The sequence below is a fragment of the Micromonospora sp. WMMD734 genome (assembly GCF_049178975.1).
In the GTDB taxonomy this organism is placed as follows: Bacteria; Actinomycetota; Actinomycetes; order Mycobacteriales; family Micromonosporaceae; genus Micromonospora; species Micromonospora wenchangensis.
On the sequence record NZ_JBMHMK010000001.1, the window covers coordinates 1,410,818 to 1,423,520 of the forward strand.

Below are 12,703 nucleotides of genomic sequence, written 5' to 3' on the forward strand. Positions count from 1 at the left end.
ACGGTGGGTCACCGTCCGTTCGGTCAGTTTTCGGCGTCGCGGCAGCCCGGACGCGTGGTTGCCGCCCGGGTGTCCTGACTCGCGGTGGTCCCAGTCGCCCCACCAACCCCACAGGTCACGGTGCTGTCGGTGGTCGACGTCGAGTAAGAATCATCACTGGCGGTGAACCGCCGGCCGTGTTCCGCCGCCCTGCCCCGGCCGACGCGGCGGGCCGTTGTCGTGCCCCCGGCGGCCCCGGGGTGGTCCGTCGGTCGCGGTCCGCAAAGCCTTGCCGGTCGCGGGTGCGGACCGGTGCCGGGCGGGCGGGGTGGCGCGGTCCACCGGACACCTGCTGGCATGCCCATCGATGGTCACCGACGGTGAGGTCGTCGTGTCGTTGTCGGGGCCCCGCCGGGTGGCGGGACGACGCCCCGACTTTGTCGTCCGGGTGGGCTAGCCTCCGGTGTCTTCTTCCGTCGAGACGTGGGGAGTCCACATGGGATGGTCAGAGGTGTCGGGTGGCTACCAGGTCACTCTCCGCGACGGTGACGTCGTCGCCCGGAACGCCAAGGGGCGGGAACTGCGTTCCGTGCCGGCGTCCCTGCGCGACGATCCGACGGTGGTGGGGCTGCGGCAGCTCACCGAGTGGCTGACCCGGCACGAGACCCAGTGCCGCACCGACATCGAACGCTGGATGGTGCGCTCGCTGCCGGTGCCGGTCGCGGTCCTGACCGAGGTGTGGCCGGACGAGACGTGGCGCTCCGCGCTCACCGACCTGGTCGTCGCGGTGCTCGACGACGACGGCCGGCGCGACCCGGACGGCGTGGGGCTGCTCCGCGAGGTGGTCGACGGCCAGGTCGGTCTGGTCGACCTCGACGGCGACAGCGTCCGCCGCAGCGCGGACCGGGTGGTCATCCCCCACCCGGTCACCCTCGACGACCTCGACGACCTGCGGGAGTTCGCCGCGGAACTCCAGGTGCGACAGTCAGTCGACCAGCTCTTCCGGCAGACCTGGGTCCGGGGCGCGGACGTCGACGCGACGGCGACCCGCTACGGCGGCTACGCCGGCGGCCGGTACGACCAGCTCCGGCACCTGACCGCCCGCGCGACGTCGCTCGGCTACCCGGTACGCGGTGGCAACGCGGTGTGCCGGATCGTCGAGAACGGCGTCACCGTCGAGGCCCGGTCGTGGGTCGGCGCGGACGACCCCTACTACGAGACCGAGACCGGTGACCTCGTCTTCACCGACCGGCACGGCACCGCCCTACCGCTGGGCGCGGTCGGCCCGGTGGCCTGGTCGGAGGGAACCCGGATGGCCGCCGCGTTGTACGCCGGCCGGGTCGTGGCAGCAGAGCAGGAGGAGGACCGGTGAGCGTCGACGCGACGGACCTGTTGGAGGCGGGCGCCGTGCTGCCCGTCGGCACGGTGGTGGCCAAGGACGACACCACCGACACCCTGACCGCCCGCCGGTACACCCATCCCGTCCTCGCCGGACGGACCGTGGTCCGGCTGGTCAGCGACGCGCTGGGCGAGGCCGAGGACCTGTCCATGGAGTTCCTGGGCTTCGACCGGCCGCAGCGGGTGACCCCGGTCGGCGTGGTCCGCCAGCAGGCGCTCGGCTTCCCGGCCTGGGCCCTGGTCCACGACCCCGCCAACGGCCACCACGCGCTCGCCCTGGTCAAGGAGATCGAGCGGCTGGCCCGCATGGCGCGTTCCCGGGTCGGCCCGGCCAAGGACGGCTTCAACGCCCTCGGCGAGCGGCTGGCCCGGTCGGTGCCGCACTTCCTGCCGACGTTCTACGAGGAGGCCGGCCGGGCGTTCGTCGCCGCCGACAGCGTCACCCACGCGGCGACCATGTTCGGCAAGGCCCGCGACGCCGAACGCGCCTACGCCCTGACCATCGACGAGGACCGCCAGCACGCCGTGTTCCTGGAGTTCGCGCTGGCCGGGGCGTTGACCGCGAAGGCGCTCTCCGGCCATGCCCGGGACCTCGCGGCCCGGCGTACGCCCGCCGACGCGTACGCGATGTTCCTGCGGCTGTGCGTGGAGCGCACCCTGGGCGGCCTGCCGCCGTACGCGGCGATGCACACCGACCTGCGTCGACTGGCCCGCGCCGCGGGCCTCGACCCGGCCACCGAGGACGAGCGGGTGCTCGGCGAACTGCTGGCCGCGCCGGCCCTGCACCGGGCCCCGGAGGCGTTCTGGACGGCCTACCGGCAGCCACTGGCCCGGCTCGCCACGACCGACCCCGCGCTGCGCGGCCGGCTGCTCGGGCTCACCCCCCGCAACTGCGGCGACGACGTGTGGCTGGCGGTGCTGGAGGAGGCCGACGCCACCAGCGCGCTGACCGGGCCGGCTGGTGCCGTACCCGCCGAGGCCGAGTCGCCCGACGGGCCCGCCGGCTGGCTGCGCCGCTTCGACGAGCACCGGGAACGCCGCTCGTGGCGGGTCCGCAAGCGGCACCCCGGGCTGCTCGCCCTGGTGGAGCGGATGGCGGGACGACTCAAGGCCGACGGGGTGCCGGTCGCGCTCTGCCGCGCCCACGACGCCGTGGACCTCGACCTGCTCGACACCTGCCTCGCGCTGGGGGTGCCCGTCGCGGACCCGGCCGGCGACGTCCGGCACCGGCTGGACAACTGGTTCTCCGACGACACCGACGGCCGGCGTGACCTGGTCGCCGTCGCCGCCGACCCGCGGTTCCTGCCGGTGCTGGTCGAGGGCGTCGAACGGCGACTGCGCACCGGTGGGCGCGACCAGCACGACCCGACGCCCCGGGTACGCGAGATCGTCGCGGTGCCCGGCCTGCGGACCGCCCTGCGCAGCTGGCTGGACACCCTCGCCGACGCCGTCGGGCGACAGGGGCTGCCGACGCTCGACCAGCACCTCGACCGGGTCGGCACGGTCGCCTGCCCGACCGGCTTCGCCGTCAACCCCGACGCGGTACGCCGGCTCGTCGACCACGACCTCGGCCCGGTCCTCGGCCGTACGCTGCGCTCCGGTCTGCTCGACGAATACGGCTGGCCCGCCCTGGACACCGCCGCCGAACGGCTCACCGAGTCGACCGTGGACGTCGCGCTCACCGGGCAGTGGCCGTACCTGCTGCTGGTCACCGGCGACCTGGTGACGGTCGTCGGGCCGGACGGGGTGGAGCAGGAACACCTGATGCGGATCCCGGCCGGGGAGAACCGGTACCGCTGGCGGCTGGTGCTGCGCCACGTCGACGGGCAGCTGCTGGTCTGCTGGGACCGGGGCCGGGACCGGGCCGCCTACTGGAGCGGCACCCCGGACGACATCTTCACCCTCGCCGACGACGCCTTCACCACCTACCCGCAGCTGTCGCTGCCGCTGCCCGGCGGCGGGCGCACCATGGGCCGGCGTCCGTTGCGGGTCGGTGACCGGGCCGAGCGGACCGGCGGCCGGGTGATCAGCGACGGCGACACGTACTGGGTGCGCGCCGCCGACCACCCGATGGGCTGGCAGGAGTACGACCCCACGACGGGCGAGCGCGGACGGTTCTCCCGGCCGACGTTCTTCGAGGACGGCACCGTCGACGGTCGACCCCTCGACGTCGGGGCGTCCTGGCTGCGCCCCACCGGGTCGTCCGACAGCCCGCTGGGCCGCGCCGACGGGCTGGCCGGCTGGCGGGTCCGCCGCACGGCGGACGGCGGCTGGTCCGGTGAGGCCGTGAACGGGCGGTCCTTCGCCCTGCCGGCGGGTGCCGCCGACGGCAGGCTCGCGGCGGCGGTACGGTTCCCGGGCGCGGACACCACCTTCGGACTGCTGCACGGGGGCCGGGGCGCCAACGGCGAGCTGCTGATCGGCGCCGAGGACGGCTTCCTGCTCGGGCGCTACCAGTCCGGTGGTGAGCGGTCCGCCTTCGCCGCCGGCAGCCGGTTGGTGCCGCCGCCGGAGTACTGGCACTTCCTGCGCCCCCGCGACGAGGCCGGCTCGGCGGCGCTGCGCGGCGTCACCGACGCGCAGGCCGGCACCCTGCTGGCCGAGGCGGCCGGGCTGGACGCCGCCCAGGTACGTGCCCTGGTCGGCCGGCACCTGCCGCAGCTCACCGCACCCGCCCTCGTCGCCGGGGTCGCCGGGCTCGTCACCCGCGCCGCCGAGCAGGTGGCGCGGCTGCGCACGCTGGCCGCCGTGCTCGACGGCGAGCAGGACAACGCCCTGCCGGCGCAGGAGGCCCCGGCCGGGTCGCCGGCGGTCGACCGGCTGCTCTCCGAAGGGCTCGCCGGGCTGATCCGGTACTGCTACGCCGCCGAGGACAGCTCCCTGCGGCTGATCGCCAGCGCGGGTGCCGCGCTCACCGGCCCCGACCCGACGCCTGACGCCCGGATCCAACTCGACGGTGACCTCGACTGGTTCGACCTGCTGGGGGTGCTGCCGGCCGCGATGTACCGGGCGGTGGCCCCGATCTGTCTGTCCGAGGTCCGCGAGGCGCTGCTGACGATGCTGGAGGTGTGCGCCCGCTCCGGGCTCCTCGCCCCGGGCAGCCGGCTGCGGCGGGCCACCCTGGTCACCGACGCCCACCAGCCGGTCGACCAGGCCCGGGGGCAGGTGCTCACCGTGGACGGCCGGCGGCTGCTGGTGCTCGCCGTCGACACCGACGACCGGGAGGTCGACGTGCTCGACTGGACACCGACCGGACGGTTCTCGGCGGTGCCCGGCTTCCGGATCACCGAGGAGGAGATCCTGCCGACCGGTGACGTCACGCCGCAGCGGATCGACGCATTCGTCCGGCTCGCCCGGGCCAACGGGCCGCTGGAGTGGCAGCCCGAGTGGGCCCGCACCCTGTCCGACACGGCGGGCATGAGCCACGCCGAGGCGGTGCTGCTGCTGACGGGCCTGCCCCGGCTCGTGTGGGGGAAGGCCCCCGACGAACTGCTGACCATCCTCGAACTGCCCGACCCGGCGGCACCCGCCGCGGCGGCCCGGTTCTGGGGCACCGACGGTCGCGGTCGGCAGGCCTTCGGCAGGCTACTCGGGCAGCTGATCCCGCAGGACCCGGCGCAGCTGTGGGTCGACGGGCCCCGACAGGATCTGATCGTCGAGGAGTGGGTGCGGCGGCACGGGCCACGGCGGCCCGTGCCCGACGAGTTGATCGTCGCAGTGGACCGGGCCGAGGTGACCAGCCCGCTGCCGGCCTCGACGGTGCTCCACTGGGCCGCCAACGCGGCCACCGGCCGGTGGCTGGCCGGTGCCGGCACCGGCGTCGACGACGATGACGCGCTGATCGCGCTGACCAGGACACTGCCGTGGCTGGCGTACCACCTGGCCGTCGACGACCCGATCCGCTCGGCGCTGCCGGTCGCCGCCGACCTGGCCCGGCAGCGGCTGGCGGACCCCGACTTCACCCTCTTCATCGGGCACGTCGACGACGCCAGGCTGTCGGCGTTCACCGCCGCGTTCGGCCTGCCGGTGACGACCGGCCCGGCCGGCACCGAGGTCGGCCCGGTGCTGATCCCACCGACCGACCGCTGGCACCGCGTCCGGTTGTACCCGGCCCGGCTGTCCGGAACGGACGACCCGGCGCTGACCGTGCTGCGGGCCCGCCTCGACCACGTCAACGAGCAACTCCTCGCGGCCCTGGGGGCGTTGGTCGGCGGTCAGCTCACCGAGGTGGTGTCGCACGTCGTCCCGGCGATGGACGACGGCTTCGCACAGGACCCGACCCGGTCGGACCCGGACCTGGTCGCCACGGTCGCCTCGACGCTCGGGCTGGGCGGCGACGCCGCGGCGCTGTACCTGCAACTGCTCGCCCTGCCCGATCCGACCGACCGTAACGTGGCCCGGTGGACCGGCTGGAAGCCGGCCCGGCTCAAGGCCGCCCGCGCCGAGTTGGCCGCCACCGGGCACGTCGTGGCGGCGAAACGGCCCCGGGCCGGGCGGACGCTGTTCCTGCCCGGCGGCTGGTTGACGCTCAAGGCGCCGCTGCTGCCGCTGGAACGGTGGAAACTCCCGCTGCTGATCGGGGGCGAGGGCGGCGTGACCGCGCTGGGCATCGTCTCCCCGGTGGCTCCCCCGCCCCGGCTGTTCGCGCTCGCCTGGGCCCGGGTGTGCGCGGGCGACGCACCCCGCTTCGACGATCTCGTTACGGAAAGGCGCCGATGAGCACCACGACCACCCCGGCGGCCCGGCAGGTCCAGCCGGCCGAGCACGCCCACGCCGCCGAACTGGCGTTCCTCGCCGCGTACGACGACGGACCCCGGCCGCCGGGCTGGCGGTTGACCCCGCGCGCGGTCGTCACGTTCATCGTCGGCAGCGGCGGCGTCGCGCTGGAGCTGCCCCGGCAGGCCCGCCGCGACGAGCTGCCCCGCACGCTGACCGTGACCGCCAAGTTCGTCGGGGAACGGGCGTTGGTCGAACGCTGCGTCGTCACCCTCGCCGGGGAACGGGGCCTGCTGCTCGTCGGCGAACCGGGCACCGCGAAGTCGATGCTGTCGGAGCTGCTGTCCGCCGCGATCTGCGGCAGCAGCGAACTGGTCGTGCAGGGCACCGCCGGCACCACCGAGGACCAGCTCCGCTACGGCTGGAACTACGCGCTGCTGCTCGCGCACGGGCCGAGCGCCGCCGCGCTGGTGCCCTCGCCGATCCTGTCCGCGATGCGCACCGGCGCGGTGGCCCGGGTGGAGGAGATCACCCGCTGCCTGCCGGAGGTCCAGGACGCCCTGGTGTCCATCCTGTCCGACCGGCGGATCGCGGTGCCGGAGCTGTCCGGCACCGCCGACGCCACCGTCCCCGCCGCACCCGGGTTCACCCTGATCGCGACCGCCAACCTGCGCGACCGGGGAGTGTCGGAGATGTCGGCGGCGCTCAAGCGCCGGTTCAACTTCGAGACCGTCGGCCCGATCGGCGACCTGGCCCAGGAGATCGCCCTGGTGCAGCGGCAGGCCCGCGCCACGCTGGAGCGGGTGCACGCCCCGTTCGCCGTCGACGACGCCGTGCTGGAGGCGCTGGTCACCGCGTTCCGTGACCTGCGGGCCGGGCAGTCGGTCGAGGGTTGGGAGGTGGAGCGGCCGTCCACCGTGATGAGCACCGCCGAGGCGGTGGCGGTCGCGTCGTCGCTGGCGCTGGCGGCGGCCTACTTCCCCGGCGACCGGGACGTGGTGTCGCTGCTGCCCGGCCACCTGCTCGGGGTGGTCCGCAAGGACGACCCGGCCGACGGGGCCAAGCTGCTCGGCTACTGGGACGGCGCGGTGCGGCGGCGGGCCGAGGACGGCGCACGACTGTGGCGGCGGCTGTGGGAACTGCGCGATGTCCTCACCGACTGACCCGACCGCGCCCGCCGCCGGGGAGCCGACGGCGGTCGACCCCACGGTCGCGGTCGCCGCGCTGGCCGGGCACCGCCGGCCGTACCTGATCGGGGTACGGCACCACTCGCCCGCGCTGGCGGTGGCCCTGCCCCGGCTGCTGGCCGGATACCGCCCCGAGGTGCTGCTCCTGGAGCTCCCGCGGGAGCTGGGGCGGTGGCTGCCGTGGCTCGCCGACCCGGCGACCGCCGCCCCGGTGGCGCTGGCCGGGGTCCTCGGCGACGGCGGCGGGCCGGCGTTCTACCCGTTCGCCGACTTCTCCCCGGAGCTGGTCGCGGTGCGCTGGGCCGCCCGTAACGGGGTCCCGGTCGTACCGTGTGACCTGCCGCTGGCCGACCCGGCCTGGCGGCAGCGGGAGCCGGGTGCCGCCCCGACGCCGGGCCTGTCGTTCGCCGGCGCGCTGCGCGCCGCCGGCAGCGGGCGGGCCGACGAGGACCTGTGGGACCGGACGGTCGAGGCCCGCGCCCCGGGCGCCGACCCGGAGGCGGTACGCCGCGCGGCGCTCGCGGTCGGTTGGGCGCTGCGCGCCGACGCCGAGCGGGGGTCCGGGGTGTCCCCGCTCGATCTGCGCCGCGAGGCCCGGATGCGGCAGTGCCTGGCCGAGGCGGGACAGCGTCGGGTCGCCGCCCTGGTCGGCGCGTTCCACGCCCCGGCGTTGCTGGCCGGGGAGGAGGCCCCGGCCCCGGCCGACCCGACCGGGGCGTCGGAGGTGGTGACCTCGCTGGTGCCGTACACGTTCGGGCTGCTGGACGCCCGGTCGGGCTATCCGGCAGGCATCCGTGACCCGCAGTGGCAGCAGTCGGTCCTCACCGCCGACGGCGACCCGGCCGCCGTCGAGTCGGCGACGACGGACGCCGTGGTGGCGGTCTGCGCGGCGATCCGCCGGGCCGGTCACCCGGCCGGCCCGGGAGAGGCCCGGGAGGCCGTCCGGCTCGCGCTCGACCTGGCCCGGCTGCGCGGCCTGCCCGCGCCTGGCCGGGGCGAACTGGTCGAGGCGATCCAGAGCGTGCTGGCCCACGGCGAGGTGCTCGGCCGGGGCCGGGCGGTGGCCCACGCGATGGAACAGGTGCTCGTCGGGGACCGGCGCGGCGTGCTGGCCCCCGGCACCCCCCGCTCCGGGCTGGCCCCGGCGGTCCGTGAGCTGCTGGCCGGGCTGCGGCTGCCCGGTGCCGGCGACCCGGCCCGGGAGCTGCGGCTGGACCCGCTGCGCTCCGCCCTGGACCGGCGGCGGGAGGTCACCCTGCACCGGCTCCAGGTCTGCGACGTCGCGTACGCCGAACAGGTCGGCGGCACGGGCGTCGGCGGGGTCGACGCGGTCACCACCCGGTGGCGGGTGCAGTGGTCGCCCCGGACCGAGGCGACGATCGAGGTGGCCGGGCTGCGTGGGGTGACCCTCGGCCAGGCCGCCGAGGGCGCGCTGGTGCAGCGGCGACGGCGGGAACGCGCCGAGGACGGCCCGACCGTCGCCGCCGTGATCACCGGCCTGGCGGACGCCGCCCGGTGCGACCTGAGCGGGCTGGCGGCCCGCCGGCTCGCCGAGGTGGCGGTCACCGTGCCGGCCGAGGGCACCCTCGGTGAGCTGGTCACCGCGTTGGCGCTGCTCGACCGGCTGCGTCTCGGTCAGCTGCCGGGCGGTGCCGACTTGCCGCCGGACGAGCTGGGCCGGGTCGCCGAGGCGCTGGAGAGCGCGGCGGTCCGGCAGGTCGACGGGCTGACCGGCGCCCAGGACGTCGCTGACGCCGAGGCTTTGGCCACGCTCGCCCAGCGGGCCGACGCCGCCGGGGCGGGGCTGCGGCTGGCCGACTGCCTGGCCCGGCTCGCCGCCCGGGGCACCCCGCTGATGGCCGCCGCCGCCGGGGCGGTCCGGGTGCTGCTGGGCCTGCGGGAACCCGCCGCCTTCGGGCGACTCGTCGCGTCCTGGGTGGACACCGCGTCCACGCCCGCCGGCCGGCAGCAGCTCCAGGGCCACCTGACCGGGCTGCTGGTCGTCGCCGAACCGCTGCTGCGGGCCAGCGGCGAGGTGTTCGACGGGCTCCTGGAGCGGGTCGAGACCCTGCCCGACGAGGAGTTCCTCACCCGGTTGCCGGCGTTGCGCGCCGGCTTCCACGTGGTCAGCCCGGCCGGCCGGGACCGGCTGCTGGAGGTGGTCCGGGGGCGGCTCGACGACACCGGCCCGGACGCCGACATCGCGGTGCTCGACGATCCGGACGCCCTGCTGATCCGGTTGCGTGCCGACGCGGCGGGCCGCCTGGCGCTCCTGGCGCAGGGCCTGCTCGCCGCCGAGCCGCCGGACCCGTCGCCGGAGCCGCCGACGGCCGCCGACGCGACGCGCCCGGCCATCCGGTCCACCCCGGCCGGCGGGTTGTCGACGGTGGACCGGTGGCGACTGGTGCTCGGCCGGGAGTCGACTCGGGTCGGGCCGCGCGCCCGCCGGTACGCCACCGCCCTCGACGAGCTGTACGGGGCGGGCCGGGGCGAGGGGGCGGCGGCCGAGGCGGCCGGTCGCGCCGGTCGGGAGGCGTCCTTTCCCGGCGTACGGGAGTGGGCCGGGGAACTGTCCGCCCTGTTCGGCCCCGGGGTACGCGAGGAGGTGCTGGCCCGGGCGGTGGAGGCGGGCCGGCTGGACGCGGCCACCGAGCTGGACCCGGCGGCGGTCCGCCCGTCCGTCGAACTGCTCCGCGACCTGCTCACCCTCGCCGGTGGGCTGCCGGAGTCCACGGTGGCGCGGCTGCGCCCGCTGGTGGCCCGGATCGTGGCGGAGCTGACCCGGCAGTTGGCCGCCCGGCTGCGTCCGGCGCTGACCGGGTTGACCACCCCGCGTCCCACCTACCGGCCGGGCGGGCCGCTGGACCTGTCCCGGACGCTGCGGGCCAACCTGGCCACCGCCCGCCGTGACGGGCGGGGCCGGGTGACGCTGGTGCCGCAGCGGCCGGTGTTCCGCACCCGGGCCCGCCGGGGGGTGGACTGGCGGCTGGTGCTCGTCGTCGACGTCTCCGGGTCGATGGAGGAGTCGGTGATCTGGTCGGCGCTCACCGCCGCCGTGCTGGCCGGCGTTCCGGCGCTCAGCACCCACTTCGTCGCGTTCTCCACCGAGGTGGTGGACCTGACCGAGCGGGTCGACGACCCGTTGGCCCTGCTGCTGGAGGTCAGCGTCGGCGGGGGCACGCACATCGCGGCCGGGCTGCGTTACGCCCGGTCGCTGGTCACCGTTCCGCAGCGGACGATGGTGGTGGTGATCAGCGACTTCGAGGAGGGGTACCCGATGGGTGGTCTGCTGGCCGAGACCCGGGCACTGGTCGAGGCGGGCTGTCAGGTGCTGGGCTGCGCCAGCCTGGACGACACCGGCCGACCGCGGTACTCGGTGGCGGCGGCGGGTCAGCTGGTCGCGGCGGGGATGCCGGTGGCCGCGTTGAGCCCGTTGGAGCTGGCCCGGTGGGTCGGCGAGCAGGTGCGGCAGTGACCGGCCTGCCGCCGGTGACCGCCCCGGTGCTGGCCGAGGCGTTGGACGCGCTGCCCGCCCGGCTACGCCGCAAGGTCGACGACGCGGTCGTCCGGGCCGGCGGCTGGCCGGTGACCGGCATGGACGGCGGGGTGACGGTCCAGGTCGACGAGGCGACCACGGTAACCCTGGTGACGGTCGACGGGGTGGTGCGCCACGCCGCCGACGCCCGGTGCAGTTGTCTGCTCGCGCCGAACTGCCTGCACCGGATGGCGGTGCTCGCCCTGGCCCCGGTGGACGACGCGGCCCCGGTGCACGACGCGGCTCCGGTGCACGACGCGACCCCGGTGGATGACGCGGCTCCGGGGGAGGAGGCGGCTCCGGGGGACGGGGCGGCCCTGCCGCGGGCCGTCGACCCGGCCGCTGTCGACCCACCAACCGGGTCGACAGGTGCTGGGGTGCCGGCCGGTGCCGGGTCGCCGCCCGCACCCACCGGGCGGCAACGGGCCGCCGCCGACGGGTTGTGGCAGGTGGGCGTGGCGGTGCTCGCGGCGGGGACCGTCGGCTGCGGGGTGGTGCTGCGGACGGCCCTGCTGCGGGCGGTGCACGAGGCGCGGGCCAATGGCCTGCACCGCGCGGCGGCCTCCGGCACCCGGGTCGCGGCGGGGCTGCGGGCCGCCCGGGAGGGTGAACCCCAGCACCTGCTGGCCGATCTGACCGACGACCTGCGGGAGCTGCTGGCGGTGTCCCACCGGCTGCGTGGGGACGCGCCGGCCGGTGAGCTCGGCGCGTTGCTGGGCACCGCCCGGCGGGCCTACGACCCGCAGGCTGGCCTGCGACTGTACGGGCTCTGCACGGTCCCGGTGGTGGCCGATTCCGGGTACGCCGGGGTGGTCACCTACCTGGCCGACCGCGACTGTCGACTCTGGATGGTCGCTGACCTCGCCCCGGGGGACGTGGGCCGGGCCGCCGGTGCGGGTGACGCGACGGTGGCGGTGGGCGAGTCGGGGCTCAGCCACCGGCAGCTCACCCGGGCCGGGCTGGTGGTCTCCGGCGGCACCGCTTCGGAGTCGGGGCAGTTGGGTGCCGGCCGGGCGGTCCGCGCGGCCCGGGCCGCCGGGGTCGGCTGGGCCGACGAACCCCTCGCCGGGCTCTGGACGCAGCCCTTGCCCGACCAGGTCCGGCGGGCCTTCGGCGCGGTGGCCGTGCCGCTGCCGGAGCGGCCCGCCGGTGCCGACCTGCTCTTCCTGACCGTACGGGTGCTGGGCGGGCACGGGCACACCGTCCTGGTCGACACCGCCGACGGGGCGGTCCTCACGCTGACCGTCGCCGACGAGCACGCCGCCCTGCCGCACCGGGCCAACCTGCGCCTGCTGGGGCAGGCGGTGGGGGCGCGGCTGCGCCTGGTGGGTCGTCTGGATCCGACCCGCCGGGCGACCGTCCAGGCGCTCGCCGTGGGACCTGTCGACGGCGACGGGCCGGGGCTGGCCCTGCCGGAGAGCTGGGTGGGTCACGCCGACCTCGGCTACGACCGGCTGCACACGAGCCAGCTCAGGACGGCTGATGGCGCGGCGGCGGTGCCACCGCCCGACCGGCTTCCGGACGCTGCCGCTCCCCGTCCCCGGCTCGGCGATCCCGCCCTGGGGCTGCTGCGTCGGCAGGTGGAGCGGGTCGTCTCGGGTGGTCGGGCGATCCAGGCGTTGGCCGACCCGACGGAGCGGAGGCTGCGTTCGGCCCGCCTGGACCTGGGCGCGCACCTGCTCGCCGCGATGGGATCGGCGGCCCGGTCCCGGCCCCGGGACGCCTTCGGGCGGCTCACCGACGACGACGGGCAGGCGTTCGCCGAGTCCTGGCTGGCGTTGGCGGTCTACGAGGAGGCGGCGTCCCGGGCGTCGGCGGAGGCGTCCTGGCTGCCCTGACCGTCCGCGCCCGGGTGGCACACCGTCAGCGGGTGTCGACGCCCCGGCGC

5 protein-coding genes are annotated in these 12,703 nt (G+C 76.6%); all 5 read left to right on the forward strand.

Features of this window, described 5'->3' with window-relative positions; translation table 11 throughout:
* Positions 1-475 precede the first annotated feature (475 nt).
* The 5 genes from ACN267_RS05820 to ACN267_RS05840 are packed head-to-tail and all read left to right on the forward strand — an operon-like array spanning position 476 to position 12,653.
* Positions 476-1,351, forward strand: a complete 876-nt coding sequence (locus ACN267_RS05820) for a DUF4132 domain-containing protein (protein WP_204961977.1) — start codon at positions 476-478, stop codon at positions 1,349-1,351.
* Positions 1,348-6,096 (forward strand): hypothetical protein, encoded by a 4,749-nt coding sequence (locus ACN267_RS05825; RefSeq protein WP_421488127.1) that lies wholly within the window; start codon positions 1,348-1,350, stop codon positions 6,094-6,096. The genes ACN267_RS05820 and ACN267_RS05825 overlap by 4 nt, the downstream gene beginning before the upstream one ends.
* Positions 6,093-7,256: an ATP-binding protein gene (locus tag ACN267_RS05830; protein WP_421488128.1), complete on the forward strand. Its 1,164-nt coding sequence runs from the start codon at positions 6,093-6,095 to the stop codon at positions 7,254-7,256. The genes ACN267_RS05825 and ACN267_RS05830 overlap by 4 nt, the downstream gene beginning before the upstream one ends.
* Positions 7,240-10,755 carry a vWA domain-containing protein gene (locus ACN267_RS05835; RefSeq protein ID WP_421488129.1) on the forward strand — a complete coding sequence of 1,172 codons (3,516 nt, stop codon included), beginning with the start codon at positions 7,240-7,242 and terminating at the stop codon, positions 10,753-10,755. The genes ACN267_RS05830 and ACN267_RS05835 overlap by 17 nt, the downstream gene beginning before the upstream one ends.
* On the forward strand, positions 10,752-12,653 hold the full coding sequence (locus tag ACN267_RS05840) for a hypothetical protein (RefSeq protein WP_421488130.1): 1,902 nt from the start codon (positions 10,752-10,754) through the stop codon (positions 12,651-12,653). The genes ACN267_RS05835 and ACN267_RS05840 overlap by 4 nt, the downstream gene beginning before the upstream one ends.
* Positions 12,654-12,703 lie beyond the last annotated feature (50 nt).

Excerpts from the sequence above, each read along its gene's own strand:
- ACN267_RS05835 (WP_421488129.1), top strand. The coding sequence starts at position 7,240 with ATGTCCTCACCGACTGACCCGACCGCGCCCGCCGCCGGGGAGCCGACG.
- ACN267_RS05830 (WP_421488128.1), top strand. The coding sequence starts at position 6,093 with ATGAGCACCACGACCACCCCGGCGGCCCGGCAGGTCCAGCCGGCCGAG.
- ACN267_RS05820 (WP_204961977.1), top strand. The coding sequence starts at position 476 with ATGGGATGGTCAGAGGTGTCGGGTGGCTACCAGGTCACTCTCCGCGAC.